Origin of the sequence: Variovorax sp. HJSM1_2, assembly GCF_049316285.1 — a bacterium.
GTDB lineage: Bacteria > Pseudomonadota > Gammaproteobacteria > Burkholderiales > Burkholderiaceae_C > Rhodoferax_B.
Genome location: NZ_JBMOXA010000009.1, coordinates 97,833 through 119,632, shown reverse-complemented (window position 1 = coordinate 119,632; position 21,800 = coordinate 97,833). Strand labels below are relative to the sequence as shown.

At 62.8% G+C, this 21,800-nt stretch carries 21 protein-coding genes; 11 read left to right on the top strand and 10 right to left on the bottom strand.

The genetic code is table 11. The annotated features are described in order from the left end of the window. The first annotated feature begins 9 nt into the window (after nucleotides 1-9). On the top strand, nucleotides 10-411 hold the full coding sequence (locus tag ACFQ95_RS12310; RefSeq protein WP_422831304.1) for a DUF488 domain-containing protein: 402 nt from the start codon (nucleotides 10-12) through the stop codon (nucleotides 409-411). Between the two features lies 1 nt (nucleotide 412). Here the strand turns inward: ACFQ95_RS12310 and ACFQ95_RS12305 are convergent, their stop codons facing one another. Together ACFQ95_RS12305 and ACFQ95_RS12300 are read right to left on the bottom strand one after the other, a co-directional pair. Beyond that, a complete protein-coding gene (locus ACFQ95_RS12305) occupies nucleotides 413-1,615 on the bottom strand; it encodes a multidrug effflux MFS transporter (RefSeq protein WP_422831303.1) in 1,203 nt (400 codons plus the stop codon). Nucleotides 1,616-1,652: 37 nt separating this feature from the next. Continuing rightward, complete coding sequence (locus ACFQ95_RS12300) at nucleotides 1,653-1,874, bottom strand: SlyX family protein (protein ID WP_422831301.1); 222 nt, start codon at nucleotides 1,872-1,874, stop codon at nucleotides 1,653-1,655. Between the two features lie 189 nt (nucleotides 1,875-2,063). On the opposite strand from ACFQ95_RS12300, the gene ACFQ95_RS12295 reads away from it, so the two are divergent. Genes ACFQ95_RS12295 through ACFQ95_RS12280 form a run of 4 tightly spaced genes read left to right on the top strand, consistent with a single transcriptional unit; the run spans nucleotide 2,064 to nucleotide 4,949 of the window. Continuing rightward, nucleotides 2,064-2,519 (top strand): YiaA/YiaB family inner membrane protein, encoded by a 456-nt coding sequence (locus ACFQ95_RS12295; protein WP_422831466.1) that lies wholly within the window; start codon nucleotides 2,064-2,066, stop codon nucleotides 2,517-2,519. A 43-nt stretch (nucleotides 2,520-2,562) separates the two neighbouring features. Further along, on the top strand, nucleotides 2,563-3,021 hold the full coding sequence (locus ACFQ95_RS12290; protein WP_422831300.1) for a hypothetical protein: 459 nt from the start codon (nucleotides 2,563-2,565) through the stop codon (nucleotides 3,019-3,021). Between the two features lie 2 nt (nucleotides 3,022-3,023). Further along, complete coding sequence (locus ACFQ95_RS12285) at nucleotides 3,024-3,833, top strand: DUF2145 domain-containing protein (protein WP_422831298.1); 810 nt, start codon at nucleotides 3,024-3,026, stop codon at nucleotides 3,831-3,833. Between the two features lie 24 nt (nucleotides 3,834-3,857). Continuing rightward, nucleotides 3,858-4,949, top strand: coding sequence for a serine endopeptidase (locus tag ACFQ95_RS12280; protein ID WP_422831296.1), 1,092 nt, complete (start codon nucleotides 3,858-3,860; stop codon nucleotides 4,947-4,949). On the opposite strand, the gene ACFQ95_RS12275 is transcribed toward ACFQ95_RS12280, so the two are convergent. The 4 genes from ACFQ95_RS12275 to ACFQ95_RS12260 form a co-directional block, all read right to left on the bottom strand. Then, nucleotides 4,946-6,370, bottom strand: a complete 1,425-nt coding sequence (locus ACFQ95_RS12275; protein WP_422831295.1) for a diguanylate cyclase — start codon at nucleotides 6,368-6,370, stop codon at nucleotides 4,946-4,948. The genes ACFQ95_RS12280 and ACFQ95_RS12275 overlap by 4 nt on opposite strands. Nucleotides 6,371-6,481: 111 nt before the next feature. After that, a complete protein-coding gene (gene tgt / locus ACFQ95_RS12270) occupies nucleotides 6,482-7,672 on the bottom strand; it encodes a tRNA guanosine(34) transglycosylase Tgt (protein ID WP_422831293.1) in 1,191 nt (396 codons plus the stop codon). Nucleotides 7,673-7,825: 153 nt separating this feature from the next. Beyond that, on the bottom strand, nucleotides 7,826-8,887 hold the full coding sequence (gene queA / locus ACFQ95_RS12265) for a tRNA preQ1(34) S-adenosylmethionine ribosyltransferase-isomerase QueA (protein ID WP_422831291.1): 1,062 nt from the start codon (nucleotides 8,885-8,887) through the stop codon (nucleotides 7,826-7,828). Nucleotides 8,888-9,203: 316 nt separating this feature from the next. After that, entirely contained in the window at nucleotides 9,204-10,439 is a 1,236-nt protein-coding gene (locus ACFQ95_RS12260) for an HD-GYP domain-containing protein (protein ID WP_422831289.1), read from the bottom strand. A gap of 70 nt (nucleotides 10,440-10,509) precedes the next feature. Between ACFQ95_RS12260 and recG the strand changes: the two genes are divergently transcribed. The 6 genes from recG (at nucleotide 10,510) to ACFQ95_RS12230 (ending at nucleotide 17,933) form a co-directional block, all read left to right on the top strand. Continuing rightward, a complete protein-coding gene (gene recG / locus ACFQ95_RS12255) occupies nucleotides 10,510-12,681 on the top strand; it encodes an ATP-dependent DNA helicase RecG (RefSeq protein ID WP_422831287.1) in 2,172 nt (723 codons plus the stop codon). A 42-nt stretch (nucleotides 12,682-12,723) separates the two neighbouring features. After that, nucleotides 12,724-13,689, top strand: a complete 966-nt coding sequence (locus ACFQ95_RS12250) for a hydrogen peroxide-inducible genes activator (protein ID WP_422831286.1) — start codon at nucleotides 12,724-12,726, stop codon at nucleotides 13,687-13,689. Nucleotides 13,690-13,726: 37 nt separating this feature from the next. Beyond that, nucleotides 13,727-14,632: a Dyp-type peroxidase gene (locus ACFQ95_RS12245; protein WP_422831284.1), complete on the top strand. Its 906-nt coding sequence runs from the start codon at nucleotides 13,727-13,729 to the stop codon at nucleotides 14,630-14,632. Nucleotides 14,633-14,809: 177 nt separating this feature from the next. Then, entirely contained in the window at nucleotides 14,810-16,417 is a 1,608-nt protein-coding gene (locus ACFQ95_RS12240) for a methyl-accepting chemotaxis protein (protein WP_422831282.1), read from the top strand. A 96-nt stretch (nucleotides 16,418-16,513) separates the two neighbouring features. Beyond that, nucleotides 16,514-17,449 (top strand): 4-hydroxybenzoate octaprenyltransferase, encoded by a 936-nt coding sequence (gene ubiA, locus ACFQ95_RS12235; RefSeq protein WP_422831280.1) that lies wholly within the window; start codon nucleotides 16,514-16,516, stop codon nucleotides 17,447-17,449. Nucleotides 17,450-17,564: 115 nt separating this feature from the next. Next, the gene (locus tag ACFQ95_RS12230; protein ID WP_422831464.1) at nucleotides 17,565-17,933 is read left to right on the top strand and encodes a VOC family protein; all 369 of its coding nucleotides are present in this window, start codon (nucleotides 17,565-17,567) and stop codon (nucleotides 17,931-17,933) included. On the opposite strand, the gene ACFQ95_RS12225 is transcribed toward ACFQ95_RS12230, so the two are convergent. Genes ACFQ95_RS12225 through ACFQ95_RS12210 form a run of 4 tightly spaced genes read right to left on the bottom strand, consistent with a single transcriptional unit; the run spans nucleotide 17,930 to nucleotide 21,728 of the window. Further along, entirely contained in the window at nucleotides 17,930-18,973 is a 1,044-nt protein-coding gene (locus ACFQ95_RS12225) for an Ldh family oxidoreductase (RefSeq protein WP_422831278.1), read from the bottom strand. The two genes, ACFQ95_RS12230 and ACFQ95_RS12225, sit on opposite strands and share 4 nt — an antisense overlap. 13 nt (nucleotides 18,974-18,986) lie before the next feature. Continuing rightward, a complete protein-coding gene (locus tag ACFQ95_RS12220; RefSeq protein WP_422831277.1) occupies nucleotides 18,987-19,976 on the bottom strand; it encodes a Bug family tripartite tricarboxylate transporter substrate binding protein in 990 nt (329 codons plus the stop codon). A gap of 58 nt (nucleotides 19,977-20,034) precedes the next feature. Further along, nucleotides 20,035-20,727, bottom strand: coding sequence for an RraA family protein (locus ACFQ95_RS12215; RefSeq protein ID WP_422831275.1), 693 nt, complete (start codon nucleotides 20,725-20,727; stop codon nucleotides 20,035-20,037). Continuing rightward, a complete protein-coding gene (locus ACFQ95_RS12210) occupies nucleotides 20,724-21,728 on the bottom strand; it encodes a hydroxyacid dehydrogenase (protein ID WP_422831274.1) in 1,005 nt (334 codons plus the stop codon). Before ACFQ95_RS12210 ends, ACFQ95_RS12215 begins: the two co-directional genes overlap by 4 nt. Nucleotides 21,729-21,800: the final 72 nt, after the last annotated feature.

Below are 21,800 nucleotides of genomic sequence, written 5' to 3'. Positions count from 1 at the left end.
GAAGCGTTTATGGCTATCGCTATCGTCCAACTGGGCAGCCCGCGCCCGCCCAACGAAGGTCTGCGTGTGGGCACCGTGCGTCGCCCGCCACGTGGTGTACCCAAAGCTGAATTCGCCAGCCGCAACTATTACGACGTGTGGCTGCCCTTGCTCTCGCCCAGCGTCGATCTAATGAAAGAAGCCCAGGCCGCACAGGCGTTGCAAGGCGTCGCCGCTGACAAGGCCTGGGCCGTCTTCACGCGTAAATTTCGCGCCGAGCTGGAGGGTGGCGAGGCCGCGCGGGTGTTGGATTTGCTGGCGGCGATGTCGCTGCATGCCAACCTGGCGGTGGGCTGTTATTGCGACGACGAGGCGCGCTGCCACCGCTCGGTGCTGCGCGCGCTGCTGGTGGAGCGCGGCGCCAAGGTTTGACTTAAGCCTGCGGCGGCCGCGTGCCGCCCTGGCTGCCCAGGGTCAGCATGGTCAGCAGATAAGTGATGATGGCCGAGCCCGCAATGCCCGCCACCATGGGCAGCGCGGTTCCGTCGAGGAACTGCCCCACCACGGCCATGACGATGGCGCCGGTGACAAACTGCGTGGTGCCCATCAACGCCGATGCGGTGCCCGCAATGGCGCCGTGGGCGTCCAGTGCCAGCACGGCAGACGTTGGCACCACCAGGCCCAGGAAGCCGTAGCCTATGAACAGCAAGGCCAGCAGCAGCCACAGCTGTGTGAAGCCGGCCAGTTGCAGCAGCAGCAGCAAGCTCATGATGGCTACAAAGCCAAGCACGGCCGTCTTGACCACACGCACCAGGCCAATGCTTTTACCCAGATGGGCGGTGAACTGCGAGGCGCCGATGAACGATGCCGCATTGGCCGCAAAGGCGATGCTGTATTGGCGCGGCGTCAGGCCGTAGTGGTCGATCAGCACAAATGATGAATTGGCCAGGTAGGCAAAAAAGGCCGACACACCAAACGCACCCATGAGCACCAAACCCATGTAGTAGCGGTCTTTCAGCAGCGTGCGGTAAGCCTGGATGGCGCTGCCAAAGCTGCTGTCCACACGCTGTGATGGCGGGCGGGTTTCCGACAGGCTGGTGGCCATCAGCAACACACCCAGGCCAGCGGCGATGGTGACGGCCCAGAACACGCTGCGCCAACCCCAGGCTTCGATCAAGATGCTGCCGGTGAGCGGCGCCAGGATGGGCGAGACGCTGAACACCAGCATCAGCAGCGACATCAGCCGCGCGGCGTCGTTGCCGGTATGCAGGTCGCGCACGATGGCGCGCGGAATCACCATGCCGGCGCAAGCGCCCAGGCCCTGGATGAAACGCAGGATGACCAGTGTGTGGATGTCGGGCGCCAAGGCGCAGCCAATGCTGCCCACGGCAAACAAGGCCAGCCCGAAGTACAGCGGCAGCTTGCGGCCCATCATGTCGGAGACCGGGCCGTAGATGATTTGCCCTATGCCCAGCGAGATGAAAAAAGCCATCAGGCTGGCCTGCACCGCGCTCATGGAGGCGTTCAGGCTCTGGCCGATGGAAGGCAGGGCCGGCAGGTACATGTCGATCGCGAACGGACCGATGGCCTGCAGCAGGCCGAGTATGAGCGCCGTGCGTAAAAAGTTTTGAGCCATGAATTTGTTGTTGTGGGTTGTGGCGGCCTGAGCTGCTTCAGTAATGTGGCGGTAATTCGTCGCGCAGATTGCGCGGCTGTGCGCCCATGTCGGCGCTGGGTTGCTGCTGGCGCAGCAACACCACTTCACGCACCAGCGCGTCGATTTGTTCTTGCTGGCGAATGATCACTTGGTCGAGTTTGTCGAGCAGGTCTTCGGTGAAGCTGACCTTGATTTCGAGGTCGGTCAGCCGGTTGTCGATGGCATCAGGGTTATCCATGGGCGCTATTGGACACGAAGCTCTGCAACTGCGTATGACGTACGGGATTGTGTTGAAAAATTGTCACGGCTGAAAGTATTTAAATTTGATACCTTGATATACAAAAATGCGTACTGGTATCAAATATTCGATTTGCAAATGGGCTCGCGAACAGAATCGCGCCACCTTCAACAACCTTTAAGAAATGCCATGCAAACCGATCTCGCCACTCCCTCCGCTCGTCTTCAACGTGATTCCAAAGCCTGGACCTTGCAGGTCTGGCTGTCGTTTGCCGCAGCCGTATTCCTCTGCGCGGTGGGCTTGGCGTATTTGCCCGGCCAAGACCTTGACCGCGCGTTCATGGTGATGGGCTATTTCTTCTGTTTGTCTGCCGCGTTTGGGTTGGCGAAGTTTGTGCGCGACAACGAAAACACCCGCACCGCACGCCCTGCGGCCGACACCCCAATGTTCAAGCTGGTGGTATGGGGTGGCTTTATTTTGGCCATGGGCCTGACCGGCTGGGGGCTGGTGCGTATGGAGATAAATGACACATACAAGGCCTTTTTAGGTGTGAGTTGGCTCTACCTCATCACTTGCACCTTCACTCTGGCGAAAACTGTGCGCGACCGGCACGAAGCCCATACGCAAGATGGATCCGCTGCTTGAACTCAGGCGATCTTGCCAACCCAATAGCTCTTGGAGGAACATCATGAAAAACAAATTGGCTTCAATGTTGATCGCTGCCTGCGCCTTGGCCACCTGTGCCGGAGCCACTTTTAGTGCGCATGCGCAATCCGAGGCCTCGGCCTTGAGTGCCGTCTCCGCTCTGCCCATCGCATCGGTGGTGGTGGGCACCAGTGCAGTTGCGGGCGCCGCGGTGGCGGTGCCCGTAGTGCTGTCCACAGCTGGCGCGGTGCTGGTGGTGAAAACCGTTGAGTCGACCGCGCGCGGCACCGTCTACGTGCTGGAGCGTATGTCCGACGGCGCGAAGGCCAGCATTGAAGTCGTGGGCAAGGGTGTGGCCGGCGCTTCGCTTGTGGCGGGTACGGTGGTGACGGTGAGTGTGATCGGTGCGGGCACCGTGTTGTCTGCAGCCGGAGAGGCGATTGCGTTCATCCCGAATGCCATCGGCCGAGCCTTGTTGCATAACGAACGTGTGACGAGCTGACCATGCGCCGCACGCTTTCAATCCTTTTGTGGTGTGGCGCGGCTTTGTTCGCAACGCCAGCATTTGCCGGACGTTCGTGTGAGGCCGAGCATCCACCCAAGGCCAGCACGGTGGAACGTGGCCTGACTTTGGCCGAGCGCACTTTGGCCGCGCTGGAGGCCAGTGGTGACCGCGTGGTGATCCTGGCGCGTGCCGGGCAGGACCTGAGCAAATACGGCCTGCGTTACTCCCACCTCGGCTTTGCCTACCGGCAGCCAGATGGCCAAGGTGGTCACGTCTGGCGGGTGATGCACAAACTCAACCAATGTGGTACTGCCGACGCGTATGTCTACCGTCAGGGATTGGGTGAGTTTTTTATAGATGACTTGTGGCGTTACGAGGCGACCTGGATTTCCCCCACAGCTGAAGTGCAGGAGCGTTTGCTGGCTTTGTTGCAAGACACTCAGAACCCGGCGCGCGCCACGCAGTTGAACACCAAGGCCTACAGCATGGTGAGTTACGCCTGGGCCACCAAGTACCAGCAGTCCAACCAGTGGGCGCTGGAAACCCTGGCGCTTGCCATGGAGCCCAGCGTGACGAACCGCGACCGCGCCCAGGCTTGGCTGAAGTTCAAAGGCTACGAGCCTAGCGTGCTGACCATTCGGCCCCTGACGCGCTTGGGCGGGCGCGCCACCCGGGCCAATGTGGCGTTTGATGACCACCCTAAGGACAAACGTTTCAGCGATCACATTGAAACCGTGACGGTAGATTCTGTATTTGATTGGCTGCAACGCACGCAATTGGGCCAAGCGCCCGTCAAATTGGCGTTGTAATCAAGCCTCTGATTTGGAGCCTGTATGAGCAAAGCATTGCGTTTGTCGGAAAAGTGGTTTCGCCGCGGCCTGTGGCTGGTGGCCTTTGTGTTCGCCAGCTTTTTGATTGGCCTGGGCGGCGCCGTGGTGGGCGACCTGCCCCAGGTGGAGCAGCGCTACAGCCTGGAAGACTTCATAGACAAACCTGCTGCAGCCCAAGCCCGCGCTGCCGTGAAGGCCGGCGAGCAAGCTGAACAAGCGGCCGATACCGCACTGGAGCAGGCCAGACTGAAACTGCAGACCGCGCAGGCCAACGCATCCGCGGCACGCGAAACTTTCGACAATTGGCTGGCCACGCGCCACGCCACCGGACGTGCCGACCAAGATGCTGAACTGGTGGCACGCACCAAGGCACTGGACGCGCTCAAGGCGGCTGAACGCAGTGCTCAAACGCAGATCGAGCAACTGGAGCAGCAGGCGCTGGATGCGCGCCAATCGGTGCAAGCTGCGCATCAGCGGTTGAACGCGCTGGAGGAAACGGCGCAAATCGGCTGGACAGCCGAACAACGACGCCAGGAGCTGCGCGTATTTGGCTACAGGCTTGCACTGACATTGCCGTTGCTGTTGGTCGCGGGTTGGTTGTTTGTCAAAAAGCGCAAGAGCACCTACTGGCCGTTTGTCTGGGGTTTCATCTACTTTGCGCTGTTCGCCTTTTTTGTCGAACTGGTGCCCTACCTGCCGAGCTACGGTGGCTATGTGCGTTACGTCGTCGGCATTGTGTTGACCGTGCTGGTCGGGCGCTACGCCATCCTGGGGCTGAACCGTTATCTGGAGCGGCAAAAACAAGTCGAGGCCTTGCCCAGCGCGGTGCGGCGAGACGAATTGCCTTACGACGTGGCCTTGACGCGTTTGGCCAAGAATGTCTGCCCGGGTTGTGAACGTGCCGTGGATTTGAAGAACACAGAAATCGATTTCTGCCCACACTGCGGCATAGGCTTGTTTGACCACTGCAAGGCTTGCCAAATGCGCAAAAGCGCGTTCTCCAAGTTTTGCCATGGCTGTGGCACTGCAGCGCAGACTGATAGCGAAAGCGCCTCGTCAAAAGCGGCCGCCATGGCGCCGTCCATCCCGGCTTAAACGATCACGACGCGGTCGCGCCCACCGACTTTTGCGCGGTAGAGGGCGTTGTCGGCGTGGCGCAGCAAGTCGTCGAGTTTGTCGCCGTCTTGCAGATGCACGGTGTGCCGCAGGCCTATGCTGACGGTGATGCGCAAGTGTGTCTCGCGCTCGGTGCTGAACGACTGTTGGCGCACCGCTTCGCACAAGCGCTGCGCCACAAGCTGTGCCTCTTCCCCTGCGATATGCGGCAGCACGATGGCAAACTCTTCGCCACCCACGCGCCCGAAAAGGTCTTGAGGGCGCAGTGCGGCCGCAATGGTGCGCGCAAACTCCGTCAACAACAAGTCTCCAGCCGCGTGGCCGTATTGGTCGTTGACCGACTTGAAATGGTCGATGTCGAGCATCAGAACCGCCGCCGATTGGCCTTGATCAGCCAGTCGTTGCAGCAAATTCTCGCCTTGCTGCATGAGCGCCGCGCGGGCCAGCACATCGGTCAAGGAGTCGTAGTTGACCGCGTGGTGCAGGCGTTTGAGAACTTCCGCGCCGGCCGCGCGTGAACAGACCACCGCCAGTGGTCCAAGCGCCAAAAGCGTGATGCCAATGCGCAAGGAGAAAACGTCATGCACCTTGTCTGGCACAAAGAAATAGACGCCGGTGGCAATGCCCATGGTGTGCAGCAAACACACGGCCAAGGTCAGCAGCGTAGTGGGAAATGGGCGATAGGTCAGTGCGCACCACAGCAGGGCCGGCACCGGGAAGGTCATGGCGCCGGGACCACCGACGATGAAGCTGGCCAGCTCGGCCAGAAACACGCTGAGCATGGGCAACAAAAACCACCACGGGCGTGGATTTTCGCTACGCTGTTTGCGCAAGTTTTGCCACGGCATGGGCGCCGTCAGAATCACCGGCAGCAGCAGCATGAAGTTCATCATTTCGCCGGCAAACCAGAGCAGCGTGGTCGTCGCATATTGCGCATGGAACAACACCGGGCCCGCCGGACCGCCCACCAGTGCGCCAACCAACGCGGCCGCGGCACTCGCCAGAAACACATACAAGGCCGAGCGATGGCGGCGGAACTGCAGTCCGCGTTTGTCCAACCGCCGCAACACCAGCCAGCCGGCCGCGACCCCCAGCAGGTTGGCGCCGTTGAGCCACAAAGCGCTCAGCGGTGAACTGCCGGTGGCCAGATCGGCTGCCACATAAGCCAGGCCGGCCGCCAACCAGCCTGCTGGGCGGCTGTAGGGGGGATGGCGCAGCATCAGCCCGAGCAGCAGCGGATTGGCGGGCCAGAACGCCGAGAAGAAACCTTCGGGGCGGGTCACGATGCCCAATAGGCTGGCCGCAAAAATCATGGCCCAGAGGCTTAGCAGCGTGCGCCAGGTGGTGGCATGCGCTGTCGTGTCTGGCTCAAAAGTTGCGGTTTGGCGGAGAAGCGTCATGCGCATGCGACGGGCTCTTGGAGACCACGGTTGATCGGAGCGGAGTAGCCAATCTATGCAGCACTGCAGCGGCTGCACGGGCCATCAACAAAACCTTGTGGTGTGCAACAACTACACCCCGCGTGCCCTGTCCGCCGCGAACTGCTGGCGGAAAGCAGAAAATCCGCCCGCGTCCAGGGCGGCGCGCACTTCACGCATCAGATTCAGGTAGTAGTGCAGGTTGTGGATGGTGGTGAGCATGGGGCCAAGCATTTCGCCGCAGCGGTCCAGATGGTGCAGGTAGGCACGGCTGAAACCGTCGCGCCCGCCCAGGTTCCACGGCACGGCCGAGGTGCCGGCACAGGCGTGGCAGGTGCAGCTCGGGTCTAGGGGCTGCGGATCGGTCTTGTGGCGGGCGTTGCGAATTTTCAGGTCGCCATAACGCGTGAACAAGGTGCCGTTGCGCGCGTTGCGCGTGGGCATCACACAGTCGAACATGTCCACACCATCGGCCACACCCTGCACCAAATCCTCCGGCGTGCCCACGCCCATGAGGTAGCGTGGTTTGTGCGTCGGCAGACGGTGCGGCGTATGCGCCATGATTTGCAACATCTGTTCTTTGGGTTCACCTACGCTGACGCCGCCGACGGCGTAGCCAGGGAAGTCAAATTCCAGCAAACGTTCGAGCGACTCTTGGCGCAGGTTCTCAAACATGCCGCCTTGCACGATGCCAAACAGCGCGTTGGGGTTCTCCAGCCTGTGGAATTCATCCTGGCTGCGTTTGGCCCAGCGTATGCTCATCTCCATGGATTTGCGCGCTTCGGCCTCGGTGGTGATGTGGCCCTTGGTTTCATAAGGCGTGCATTCGTCGAGCTGCATCACGATGTCGGAGTTGAGCCCGGTCTGGATCTGCATGCTGACCTCGGGTGACATGAACAGTTTGTCGCCGTTCACCGGGCTGGCAAAGGTCACCCCTTCTTCGGTGATCTTGCGCATCTCGCCCAGGCTCCACACCTGGAAGCCGCCGCTGTCGGTCAAGATGGGTTTGTTCCATTTCTCAAACGCGTGCAGGCCGCCAAAGCTCTTCATGATGTCCTGGCCGGGACGCATCCACAGATGGAAGGTGTTGCCCAGAATGATTTGCGCGCCCATTTCCTCCAGGCTGCGCGGCATCACACCTTTGACGGTGCCATAGGTGCCCACGGGCATGAAGATCGGGGTTTCGACCACGCCGTGGTTAAGGGTCAGCCTGCCGCGGCGGGCGTGGCTGCCGGGGGTGTTGCCTTGGGGCGCGTCGGTGGTCAGCAGTTCAAATTTCAGCATCTGGTTTCCGGATCGTGGCCGGGAGCAAGGTGGTGCGCGGCATGGGCTGGCGCAGAGTGTTGCCGGTGTGGCGCTGGTAGCGCCTGGGGCGTGGAGCGGCGTTTGGGCTCGGGGCAGGCGGGGGAGTGTCGCCCCGCTGCCCAGCGCTGCCAATTATCCCGCAGCGGGCGGCGGCGTGGTGCGTTCCAGCAGCATGGCATCGCCATAGCTGAAGAAACGGTACTGCTGCGCAATCGCGTGGCTGTACAAGGCCTTGATGTGGTCGTAGCCGGCAAAGGCGCTCACCAGCATCATCAGGGTGCTCTTGGGCAGGTGGAAATTGGTGATGAGCACGTCAACCCATTGGAAGCGAAAGCCCGGCTGGATGAAGATGCTGGTGTCGCCACTGGCCTGGCCCGACTGGGCCCACGATTCCAGCGTGCGCACCGTGGTGGTGCCAACGGCGACGATGCGCCCGCCGCGTGCGCGTGTTTCTGCCATGGCCTGCTGGGTAGCCAGTGGCACTTCATACCACTCGCTGTGCATTTGGTGTTCGGCCAGGTTTTCGGTCTTGACGGGTTGGAAGGTGCCGGCACCCACGTGCAGCGTGACGCTTGCGCGGCTGATGCCACGGGCTTGCAAATCCGCCAACAAGGCTTCGTCAAAGTGAAGCGCCGCCGTAGGGGCCGCCACGGCGCCGGGTGCGCGGGCAAATACGGTTTGGTAACGCTCGGCGTCTTCGGCCGAATCGCTGTGGGTGATGTAGGGCGGCAGCGGCACATGGCCATAACGCTCCAGCAGCGTGTAGGGGTTGTCGCCAGCGTCGTTGGACAACACAAAGCGGAACAAGGTGCCGTTTGCATCGGGCCAACGGCCCAGCAAGGTGGCGCTGAAGCCGCCCTCACCAGCCATCCACAAGGTTGTGCCAGGCTCCGGCTTTTTGCTCACACGCATGTGGGCGACCACCTGGTTGCCGGACAACACACGCTCGACCAACAGCTCCACCTTGCCACCGCTGGGCTTTTCACCAAAGAGGCGTGCCTTGATGACCTTGGTGTCGTTGAACACCAGCAAGTCCCCGGCGCGCAGCAACGAGGGTAGCGTGCGGAAGATGCGGTCTACGGGGGCCTGATCGCGGCCGTCCAGCAGACGCGAAGCGCTGCGCTCGGCTGCAGGGTGTTGCGCCACCAACTCCGGCGGCAGGTGAAAATCGAAATCGCTAAGGGTGTAGGTCATGTGCTTGAGGGCCGGACGGGCCCGTACCAAGTAATCAAAAAAAGAGCGCAGAACGTGTCAGAACGGGTGAGCGCACGCTGTGGCACCCATTCAACGCTGCGCGGAGTCAAGGCCCGCCAGGGTCTAGATCCTGCTTGTCTCTTGCAATAGGTCGTGGATTGTGCCGGGGAAATGGCTATCCGTTTTGCGGGCGAGAAATGGCTCGCCCAGAAAACTGATCTAAGCCTTTGATTTTATAGCCGTTTTTAATGGCATCCGATGTCCAGGCTTGGCCGCGTTCCGCTGGGCATTGATTCAGGCGCGTTGCATCCGCTGCTCAGGCGAGATGGGGCTGACCCGACCACAGCGCATTCAGGCCCGGGAAATGCCACTGCTCTGGATCTTCGCGGCTCTCTATCTTCTCGTTGTTCCCGCCGGCGGACAGGTCGACCATCTCCGGCTGGATGTGCCGGTGCAATCTGGTGTCAAAAAACACCTTGACGCGCGGCATCAGCAAGGAGCCCGTCCCTTGCTCGGTGACCACGCCAATACGCTCGGAACTCAGCTTGACCAAGGAGCCCACCGGGTAGATGCCCAGGCTTTTGACAAACGCCTGGAACACCTGGATGTCGAAATGTCCCTCGGCCCAGCCGGCCATCTTGTGTATGGACTCTGCGGGATCCCAGCCACGTTTGTAGGGGCGGTTGGAGGTGATGGCGTCGTACACGTCACACACCGCGCCCATCTTCGCGGCCAGGCTGATGGTCTTGGCATCCAGCCTTTTGGGGTAGCCCGAACCGTCGGTTTTTTCGTGGTGGTGCAGGCACACGTCCAGCGCTTCAGCGCTGACACCCGGGCTGATGCGCAGGATCTCGTAGCCGGCCGCGGGATGGCCACGCACCACATCAAATTCTTTCTCCGTCAACCGGCCGGGTTTGTTCAGCACACTCAAGGGGATCATGGCCTTGCCCACATCGTGCAGCAAACCAGCTTCGCCGATGGCGCTGATGGTTTTTTCATCCAGCCCCAGCCGCCGGCCCAGCGCCACCATCAGTGCGCACACCGCCACCGAATGCATATAGGTGTAGTCGTCTGCCGTTTTGATGCGTGCCAGGCTGATCAATGCCTCGGCATTGCGCGCCACCGAGTCGGTGATTTCCTGCACCACCTTTTGCGCCACAGCGGTATCGACCGCATGGCCCAGCCGCGCCTCCTGGAACATCGCCGTCACCGCCTCTCGCGCCCGGGAGCAGATGAGCGTCGCGCGTTCCAGTTCTTCGCTGATGGACACACGGGTCGTGGTCGGCGCCGCAGTTTTGGCAATCTCGATCACGCGCTCGACTTCGGCGGCCGAGTCGGATTCAGACATGGCATCCGCGTCAGAGGCAATGTCCAGCCCCTTGCTGGCGTCAATCCAGACCTCTTGAACGTTGCTGTCCAGAATGCGCCGCAGGTCTTTTGCGTCTTTCAGCAGAAAATGCGTGCGCCAGAACGGGTGTTCCATCCATGAGCCGCAGAATTCACTGATGTACATGCCAACGGCCAGTTGCTGGGTGCGGATGCGTTTGAGCATGGGCATGTAGGATTGAAAATACGTTGGTGGAAACAGTGTATGAGTTTCGGCGGCGAGGCAGAATCCCCCAATGCCTGAAACCTCCCCGGCCGCGAAATCCGGTCGCGCACCTACCGCTGCAACGGCTGCTGCCAAAGGCGCAGTTAAAAGCGCCGCCACCAGTCCCGCGCAAAAAGCCTTGTTGAAGATGGGCCTGCGCCGCGATATCGACCTGGCGCTGCACCTGCCCCTGCGTTACGAAGACGAAACCCGCATCGTGCGCCTGCGCGATGTGCGCGAAGGTGAGCACGCACAGATCGAGGCCGAGGTCACCAGCAGTGAAATCGTGCTGCGCCCGCGCCGCCAACTGGTGGTGACCGTGGACGACGGCTCCGACAGCTGCTCGCTGCGCTTCTTCACCTTCTACCCGGCCCACCAAAAAACCTTGACGGTTGGTGCCCGCGTGCGGGTGCGCGGTGAAGTGCGCGGCGGCTTCTTGGGCCGGCAGATGCTGCACCCGCAAGTGCGCGCAGCAGGCAGCCCATTACCCGAAGCGCTGACACCGGTTTACCCCACCGTGGCGGCGTTGCCACAGGGCTATATCCGCAAAGCCGTGGCCTCTGGCTTAAACCGCGCCGACCTGCGCGAAACCCTGCCAAACGACGCGCCCGACTACGCCGCCCAGATTTCAAGCCAAAACCGGCTGCAGCACGCATGGGATTTGCGCAAGGCGCTCTCGTTTTTGCACCATCCCAGTCCGGATGTGGCGCTGGCCGCGTTGGAAGACCGCAGCCACCCCGCATGGCAGCGCCTCAAGGCCGAAGAGCTGCTGGCGCAGCAGCTGTCGCAATTGCAGGCCAAGCGCGAACGCGACCGCCTGCGCGCGCCGCCCCTGGTGGCCAGGGCCAAACGCGGCAGCAAAACGCTGCACGACCAACTGCTGGCGGCGCTGCCTTTCCAGCTCACGGCCGCACAGCAGAAAGTAGGCCGCGAGATCGCCGCCGACCTGGCCCGCCAAGTGCCCATGAACCGCCTGCTGCAAGGTGATGTGGGCGCCGGCAAAACCGTGGTGGCCGCCTTGGCCGCGGCCATCTGTATAGACGCCGGTTGGCAATGTGCGCTGATGGCGCCGACCGAAATCCTCGCCGATCAGCACTTTCGCAAACTCGTGGGCTGGCTTGAGCCCCTGCTGGCGCCCAGCGGCAAAAGTGTCGCCTGGCTCACGGGCGGACAAAAAAAGAAAGAGCGTGACGGCATGCTGGCGCGCATCGCCAGCGGCGAGGCTGCATTGGTGGTGGGCACACACGCGGTGATCCAGGAGCGTGTGGTGTTCCAGCGCCTGGCGCTGGCGTTAATCGACGAACAACACCGCTTTGGTGTGGCCCAGCGCCTGGCGCTGCGCGACAAGATGGCCGCCACCAGCCAACTCGAGCCGCATTTGCTGATGATGACCGCCACACCCATTCCGCGCACCCTGGCCATGAGTTATTACGCCGACCTGGACGTGTCCAGCATTGACGAGTTGCCGCCCGGCCGCACGCCCATCGTCACCAAGGTGGTGCACGACAGCCGCCGCGACGAGCTGGTGCAGCGCATCAAAAGCCAGCTCGGTCAAGGCCGTCAGGTCTACTGGGTCTGCCCGCTGATCGAAGAAAGCGAAACCCTGGACCTGCGCAACGCCACTGAAACCCACGCCACCCTGTGCGCCGAGTTGCCCGGCGTGTTGGTCGGCCTGCTGCATTCGCGCATGCCGGCGGCCGAGAAAAAGGCCCAGATGGCCGCCTTCACCGAGGGTCTGATGGGTGTGCTGGTCAGCACCACGGTGATCGAAGTCGGTGTGGACGTGCCCAACGCCTCGCTGATGGTGATTGAGCACGCCGAACGTTTTGGCCTGAGCCAGTTGCACCAGTTGCGTGGCCGTGTGGGGCGCGGCGCCGCGGCCTCGGCGTGTGTGCTGCTGTATTCCACCGGCGACGCGCCGCGCCTGGGCGAGACCGCACGCGCGCGCCTCAAGGCCATGGCCGAAACCAATGACGGCTTCGAGATCGCCCGCCGCGACCTGGAGATCCGTGGCCCTGGCGAATTTTTGGGCGCGCGCCAATCCGGCGCGCCACTGCTGCGTTTTGCGGATCTGGAAACCGATGGTGAACTGCTGGCCTGGGCACGTGAACTGGCCCCGCATATGTTGGACCGGCACCCGCGCCTGGCCGAGCAACACGTCACGCGCTGGCTGGGCGAGAAGCTCGATTACCTGCTGGCCTAAGGTCTACATCCGTAATTCCCGATTGAGCGGCAAAATACGCCCATGACCCTGACCGAACTCAAATACATCGTCGCCGTGGCGCGCGAGAAGCACTTCGGCAAAGCCGCCGACGCGTGTTATGTGTCGCAGCCCACCTTGTCGGTGGCGATCAAGAAGCTCGAAGAAGAGTTGGACGTGAAGCTGTTCGAGCGCAGCGCCAACGAGGTCACGGTCACCCCCCTGGGCGAAGAAATCGTGCAGCAGGCGCAAAGTGTGCTGGAGCAGGCCGCCAACATCAAAGAAATCGCCAAGCGTGGCAAAGACCCGCTGGCCGGCCCTTTGCGCCTGGGCGTGATCTACACCATCGCCCCCTACCTGCTGCCGGCGCTGGTGCGCCAAACCATAGAGCGCACACCGCAAATGCCGCTGATGCTGCAGGAGAACTTCACCGTCAAACTGCTGGAGATGCTGCGCACCGGCGAGATCGACTGCGCCATCATGGCCGAGCCTTTTCCCGACACCGGCCTGGCGATTGCCCCGCTGTACGACGAACCCTTTATGGCCGCCGTGCCCAGCGCCCACGCGCTGGCACAAAAGCCCACCGTGACGGCCGAGGCCCTGAAGGCCGAGACCCTGCTGCTATTGGGCGCCGGCCACTGCTTCCGCGACCACGTGCTCGAAGTCTGCCCCGAGTTTGCACGCTTCTCCAGCGACGCCGAAGGCATTCGCAAAAGCTTTGAAGGCTCGTCGCTGGAGACCATACAGCACATGGTCGCCGCCGGCATGGGGGTCACCCTGGTGCCGCGCCTGAGCGTGCCCGAATCCGCCCTGCAGGCGCAAAGCAGCAGCAAATCCCGCCGCCGCATGGACGACAGCATCTACGTCAAATACCTGCCGTTTGAAGGCGAGCCGCCGATGCGCCGCGTGGTCTTGGCCTGGCGCCGCAGCTTCACACGTTACGAGGCGATTGCCGCCTTGCGCAACGCCATCTATGCATGTGAATTGCCCGGCGTGAAGCGCTTATCTTGAGCATTTTTTGAGTATCGAAAAGAACAGGGAGTCCACGTTGAAGAATTCACAAGCAGGCATCATGGCGTCTGTGCCCACCGTGGCGCGGTATGCCTTTTTTTCCGTCAACCCCAAGGCTGATGCGGCAGCGCTGCGCCAAGCCTTGGGCCGTTTGCAGGCCCTGGCCGATGGTGACAAGATCGTTGTGGGCATTGGCCCGCTGTTGACCACCGCGCTGGGTGTTTCGGTGCCCGGCCTGCGCGAGATGCCGCACCTGAACGAACACGGCGTGGATGTGCCCAGCACCCCCACCGCACTGTGGTGCTGGCTGCGTGGCAGCGACCGTGGCGCGCTGGTGCTGCTGACCCACAGCCTGGAAAACGCCGTGGCCCCGGCGCTGCACCTCGACCGTGTGGTCGATGCGTTCCGCCATGGCGAACCCTCGGCGCAACATGGCCGTGACCTCACCGGTTATGAGGACGGCACCGAAAACCCCGAGGGTGAAGCCGCCGAGGCCGCCGCATTTGTGCAAGGCCAGGGCGCCGGCCTGGATGGCGCCAGCTTCGTTGCCGTGCAGCAATGGGTGCATGACTTGAATGCGTTTGAAGCCATGGCGACAGTTGACCAGGACAACGCCATGGGCCGCCGCCGCAGCGACAACGAAGAACTCGAAGATGCCCCCGAGACCTCGCACGTGAAACGCACGGCGCAAGAAAGCTTCGACCCCGAAGCCTTTGTGCTGCGTCGCTCCATGCCCTGGGCCATGTCGAACAAGCTGGGCCTGTTGTTCGTCGCCTTTGGCCACACGCTCAACTCATTTGAGGCGCAGATGCGCCGTATGGCGGGTTATGAAGACGGCTTGCTCGACAGCCTGTTCAAGTTTTCCAAACCCGTGAACGGCGCCTACCTGTGGTGCCCGCCGGTGCAAGAAGGCAAGTTGGACTTGCGCCAATTGGGTTTGTAAATTTTTTTGCTATTTAATCTATAGCTTTTGACGAAGCTGCCGATAACAAGACAGGCAGTTGCTTCTTCAAAGATTGTTCTCTGGGCGAAACGCAGCACTTGGCTGCGTTTCGCCCTTTTTCTTTCCTCTGCTTTTCCGCCGCTTTTCCCCGTTCACCAGCACCAGAAAGACTCTTGCATGAAATTACAGACCCGCATCGTGTTGCTGTGTAGCGTGGCCTTGTTGAGCATGGCGGTGCTTGCCGCCGTCTCCTTGACCACGCTGCGCAAGTCTATGGAGCAGGAGCGCACGGCGCAGTTGTCCAAGCTGGTGATCCTGGCGCACTCGGCGCTGGAGACGCTGTACGCGCAAGAGCAAAGCGGCAAGCTGTCGCGTGAAGACGCACAGAAAGAAGGCAAACGCATCATTGGCAGCTTCGTCAAGGAAGACCAATACTTCTTTGTGCGCGGCTTCAGCGACGACGTGAACCTGGTGCACCCCAACCCCAAACGCGTGGGCATCGTCGACGCCAAGGGCGGCAAGGAAGCCGGTGTGCGCTACCGCGCCGCACTCGAAGGCAAGCTCATCGGTACCGTCATCGCCAAGGGCACACGCCCGGGCGCCAAGGAAGAGGTCGACAAGCTCTACGCCATCATCAAGTTCGGCCCGTGGGACTGGATCATCGGTTTTGGCGACTACATGGACGACATCGACCAGGCTTTCTGGCGCAACACCGTCATCCTGCTGGTGATTGGTGGGGTGTTGATGCTGGTCATCGCCGCCATGGCCTGGAGCATGCTGCGCGCCGTGGTCAAGCAACTCGGCGGTGACCCGCAATACGCGGCCGACATCGTGACGCAGATTGCCGCTGGCGACCTCACCGTGCAGGTCAAGACCCAGCCGCAAGACCGCAGCAGCCTGCTGTTTGCCATCCAGAGCATGCGTGACAACCTGGCCGACATGGTGGCCCAGGTGCGCCAAAGCACCGACACCATCACCACAGCCTCGGCCGAAATCGCCTCCGGCAACCACGACCTCGCCAACCGCACCGAAACCCAGGCCAGCGCGCTGCAATACACCGCCAGTGCCATGGAAGAGCTGACCTCCACCGTGCAGCAAAACGCGCAGAACGCGCAGCAGGTGAATCGCCTGGCGCAGTCGGCCTCCGATGTGGCGGTGCGCGGCGGCGCCGTGGTCGACCAGGTGGTCGACACCATGGGTTCGATCAACGCCTCGTCGCGCAAGATTGTCGACATCATCAGCGTGATCGACGGCATTGCTTTCCAGACCAATATCCTGGCGTTAAACGCCGCCGTGGAAGCCGCGCGCGCCGGTGAACAAGGTCGGGGCTTTGCGGTGGTCGCCAGCGAAGTGCGCAGCCTGGCGCAACGCTCGGCCGGTGCGGCCAAGGAGATCAAGGGCCTGATCGACGACTCGGTGGCCAAGGTGGGTTCGGGCACGGCGCTGGTGGAGCAGGCCGGCGTGACCATGCGCGAAGTGGTCAGCAGCGTGAAACGCGTGACCGAGATGGTGGGCGAGATCAGCGCCGCCAGCAGCGAGCAGGGCACGGGCATTGCGCAGGTCAACGAGTCGATCACGCAGATGGACCACGCCACGCAGCAAAACGCCGCTCTGGTCGAAGAGTCGGTGGCGGCGGCACGCTTGCTGAGCAACCAGGCCGAGGGTTTGTCGTCGGCGGTGAGTGTGTTCAAGCTGGGCCATGTGCAGCAGGCGCGTGTAACGGCAGCGGCCCCCGGATTGGCGGCCCCAGCCGCGAGCGCAGCAAAACGGTTGAAAATGGCGTGATGCCGTCCGGGGCAAGCGCCCCGGGTTTTTCCTGTTATGCTACTGAATCCATAGCTTACATCGCTTGTTCAACAAGTGCTGCAAGCTTTTTTGATGATGAATTCTGCGCCCTCCAAGTTCCAGCTTTACCTTCAACTGATCCGTTGGGACCGGCCGGCCGGCTGGCTGCTGCTGCTGTGGCCCTCGTTGTCCGCGCTGTGGGTGGCGGCCGACGGCTTCCCCGGCTGGCACCTGATCCTGGTGTTTGTGCTGGGCACCATCCTCATGCGCAGCGCTGGCTGCTGTGTCAACGACGTGGCCGACCGCGACTTCGACCGCCATGTCAAACGCACGGCGCAGCGCCCCATCACCAGCGGGCGTATGTCGGTGCGCGACGCCCTGTGGTTTGGCGCGCTGCTGGCCCTGGTGGCGTTTGCGCTGGTGCTCACCACCAATGCCGCTACCGTGGTGTGGTCGTTTGCGGCACTCGCGGTGTCGCTGGTGTACCCGTACGCCAAACGCTACGTTTCGATGCCGCAGGCGGTGCTGGGCGTGGCGTTCAGCTTTGGCATTCCGATGGCGTTTGCCGCCACCCATGGTGGCCCCGCATGGCAGGTGTTCAGCGCTGCGGGCTGGAGTGGCTTTTCGCTGCACAGCTGGTGGGCCAGCGTGCCGCCACTGGCCTGGGTGCTGCTGCTGGGCAACCTGTTCTGGGTGCTGGCCTACGACACCGAATACGCCATGGTTGACCGCGACGACGATCTGAAGATCGGCATGAAAACCTCGGCCATCACACTGGGCCGTTTGGACGTTCCGGTGATCATGCTGAGCTACGCCATCTACCTGCTGATCTGGGCCTGGATGCTGGCCGACAGGCACTTGGGTTGGGTCTTTTACGCTGGCTTGCTGGCCGCGGCCGTACAAGCCGTGTGGCACTGGACGCTGATCCGCGAGCGCACACGCGAAGGATGCTTCAAGGCCTTCCGCCTCAACCACTGGCTGGGCTTTGCGGTGTTTGTTGGTGTGGCCGGAGGTTATGCCGTCGCGCGGTGATGGCCAGGCCATGCAAGGCGTTGATCAAGCCGGTGTTGGCCTACTGACAAAAACGGTCATGTCATAGGCGTCTAATGGCGCTCGCTACAACTTTTCAACAAGGAGTTTCGAGATGATCCTGGACCACATCGGCATTGCCGTCAGCGACTACGACAAAAGCAAAACCTTTTTTGACGCTGCCCTCAAGCCGCTCAACATCAGCTTGATGATGGAGGTGCAAGGCTGGGCCGGTTATGGCCGTGAACGTAGCCCGCAGTTCTGGTTTGGCCAGGGGCCGGAAGTGCAAAAGCCCATGCACCTGGCCTTTGCCGCGGAAAACCGCGAACAGGTGCGCCAGTTTTATGCGGCGGCCATGGCGGCAGGTGCCAAGGACAACGGCCCGCCGGGTATCCGCGAGCACTACCACGCAAACTATTACGGCGCGTTTGTCATCGGGCCCGATGGGCACAACATCGAAGCCGTGTGCCACGCGCCCGAGGCTTAAGCGGGAGTCAACCCCAGCGCTTGCTCGTGCTGCAACATCGCCAGGTCTTGTGCTGACACGTGAAGGCCCTCGCGGCGCGCCTGTGTGGCCATGGCGGCCTCGCGTTCGCCGGGCATGTGGATGCTGCTGAAGCCCTGGGCCGGTGTGCAGGCCTTGGCGCGTTCCACCAGTTGCGCTGCACGTGCCTGGTAGTCGGTGGGCGATAAAAACGCATCCGGCTTGAACGCGATGAACGCGTGCCCCACGTTCTGTGGTGCACTGAAGTCGGCATTCTGGTTGCGCACCTCGCCGCCGAACGCCGCGCCCGACATCACGCCTGCCAGCAACTCCATCATCAGCCCCAGGCCCGAGCCCTTGGGGCCGCCCATGGGCAACACCACGCCGTCGATGGCGGCGTGTGGGTCGGTAGTGGCGCGGCCTTGTGCATCCAGTGCCCAATCGGCCGGAATGGCTTCACCCAGGCGCGCGGCGCGGCGGATCTTGCCGAAGGCCACCACCGAGGTCGCCATGTCGAGCAGCAGCGGTGTAGCGCCCGGGGCGCCGAACGCAAATGGGCTGGTGCCCAGGAACGGCGTGCGCCCGCCCCAGACCGGCATCAGCGGCGGTGCGTTGGTGAACACAAACGCGCCCAGGCCCGCGTCCAGCGCCTGCTGAACGTAGCTGGCCGACATGCCGAAATGGTTGCTGCGCGAGGCCAGCACCAGGCTGATGCCGTGTTGCTGCGCACGTGTGATGGCCTCGGCCATCGCCTTGTGAGCCACCACGTAGCCCATGCCGTTGTCGCCATCGACATGCGCGGTGGCGCCAAAACCATTGCCAGCGTCCAACACCTTCAATTGGGGTTTGGGATTCACCAAGCCCAAGCGCAGGCGCTGGGTGTAGACCGGAATGCGGCCTATGCCGTGCGAGGCCACGCCGCGTGCGTCGGCCTCTACCAGGCACTGCGCGACCTGGCGTGCATCGTCGCCGGGCAGGTGGGCAGAAAAAATATTGGTGACGGTTTGCACCAGTTCGTCATAAGGCAGCAGGGTGGTGTCCATGGGGGTGCAGCAATCAATCGAGTTTGATATTGGCTTCGCGGATCAGGCCGCCCCACTTGGCGTGCTCGGCGCGAATGAAGGCGGCAAACTGTTGCGGTGTGCCGGTGACCGACACGCTGCCCTCAAACGCCAGTTTGTCTTGCACGTCTTTGCGCCCCAGCATGGCCACCACTTCCTTGTTGATGCGGTTGACCACGGGTGTGGGCATGCCCGCCGGGCCGACCAGCCCGAGCCAGGTGGTGGCGTCAAAGCCGGGGTAGCCTTGCTCGGCCACCGTGGGCACATCGGCCATGGCCGGCAGGCGTTTGGCCGAGGTGATGGCCAGCGCGCGGATCTTGCCGGCACTGAGCGGCGACATCACCGACACGCTGTTGCCAAAGTACAGCGGAATCTGCCCGCCGAGCAAGTCGTTCATCGCCGGCCCCGCGCCTTTGTAGGGCACCTGCAGCGCTTGAATGCCGGCGCGCCGAGCCAACATCTCGCCCGCCAGGTGGCCCACGGTGCCGCTGCCGGCTTGGCCGACGCTGAATTCGCCGGGTTTGGCCTTGGCCGCCTTGATGAAGTCGGCCAGCGTGCGAAACGGCGAGTCCTGCCGCACCACCAGCACCACCGGTTGTTCGGCAATCTGCACGATGGGGCTGAAGTCCTTCAGCGGGTCAAACGGCATCTTGGTGTAAAGCGCCGGGTTGATGGCCAGATTGGACGCTTGCCCCATGCCGATGGTGTAGCCATCGGGTGCGGCCTTGGCCACCGCGTCCAGCCCAATGTTGCCGGCCGCGCCGGGGCGGTTATCCACGATCACGATCCACTGGTTCAGCGTGGTGAACTTTTCCGCTACCAGGCGCGAGGTGGTGTCGGTACCGCCACCGGGTGGGAAGGGGACGATCAGGCGAATCGGTTTGTCGGGCCAGGCGCCGGACGGGCCTTGGGCCCAACTGGCGCTGGTGGCCAAGCCTGTGGCCAAGGTGGTGGCGGTGGCTTGTAGAAAGTGGCGGCGTTGCATGGAATGTCTCCTGGATTTTTTGTTGTGTGGCGGGGGCGTTTGGGTTGAAGGGGCAGCGTTAGATGGGCAGCCCCTTCTCGCGCAGTACGGCATCAAAACGTTCGGGGTCGGCGGTGCCGGTGCGGTTGGTCTCGCGAATCTTGGCTTCCTTGGCCAGGTGCGCGCGGGTCTTGAGCAGCACGTCGGCGGCCTCGGCGGCGGGCACGGCGATCACACCATCGGCATCGCCCACCACCAGGTCGCCCGGCATCACCACCAGGCCGGCGCACGACACCGGCACGTTGACTTCGCCCGGGCCATCTTTGCTCGGGCCACGGTGGGTGTGGCCCTTGGCGAAGATCGGCATGCCATCTTCGGCCCATTCGGTCAGGTCGCGGATGGCGCCGTCTATCACCAGGCCGCCCAGCTTCTTGAACAGACACGTGGTGCGCATCAGCCCGCCGACCAGGGCTTGCGACACGTCGCCGCCGCCGTCGATCACCAACACGTCGCCGGGCTGCACCATCATCAGCGCCTTGTGGATCATCAGGTTGTCGCCGGGGCGCACACGCACCGTCACGGCGGGGCCGCACAGCACGCTGTCGAGCCGCGCGTGGTACTGGCGCAGGCCCACGGTGCCGACGTTGCGGCTCATCGAATCGCCAATCGCGGCCACGGGCATTTCTTTGAAAGCGGCCACGATCTCGGCGGCCGGGCCTTCCGCGCGGGGGTGGATGCGGTAGCCCGGGGGCCAGGATTTTGCGGTATTCATGCGGTCATTCCTTGAACAGGTTCGAAGACGCTGGGGTTGACGCAGGCCGAGACCTGCGGGACTTGAGCACGCAAGAAGCCGAGCACGTTGTGTGCGGCGCCTGCGGCCATGTTGTCTAGGGCAGCGGCGGTGGAGCCGCCGACATGGGGGGTCAGCACGACGTTGGGCAGCGCCGCCAATGGGCTGTCTGCGGGCAACGGCTCCACGGCCATGGTGTCCAGCCCGGCGGCGAACAGCGCACCCGAGCGCAAGGCGGCCACCAGGGCGGGTTCGTCCACCACTTCGCCACGGGCGGTGTTCACCAGCACCGCGCCGTGTGGCAGTAGCGCCAGGCGTTGGGCATTCAGCAGGTTGCGGGTGTGGCTGTTGAGCGGCACGTGCAGGCTCAGCACGTCGCTGAGAGGCAGCAAAGCGTCCAGCGTGCGATGCAAGATCACGCCCGGCACGGGACTCGTACCACTTAATGTTGAGTTCAGTGCGGGATCAAACGCATGCACCTCCATGCCCAGCACTTGCGCCACCTGCGCCACACGCTGGCCCACCTGGCCAAAGCCCACCAGGCCCAGGCGCCGCCCGGCGAGTTGCAGGCCGTCTTGCGCGCGGCTCCAGCGGCCGGCGTGTAACTCGCGGTCAAGTGTGGGGATCTTGCGTGCCGCGGCCAGCATCAGGCCGAGGGTGAGTTCAGCCACCGATTGCGCGTTGGCACCGGGGGTCACGTAGACCGGAATGCGGCGTGCCGAGGCTGCCGCCACGTCGATGTTGCTCACGCCCACGCCGTGTTTGGAAATCACCTTGAGCGTGGGGCATGAGGCGATGGCCGTGGCCGAGAGTTCCACTGTGCGCGAAATCACGGCGGCTATGGGTTCACGCGCCATGGTGGCCTCAACCTCGGCAACGCAGTTGCCGTCTTGCATGAACAGCACCCGGCAATGTGCCTCTTCCAGTATGCGCAGGCCAGCGGCGGCCAGCTTGGGGGCGGTGACGAAAATGGTGAAAGCCATGGCGCGTTGTTTCGTTGATGTTGTCTCAATGGGCACGATTCTGGAAATTTGCATTCATTCCGTCTATTCGAT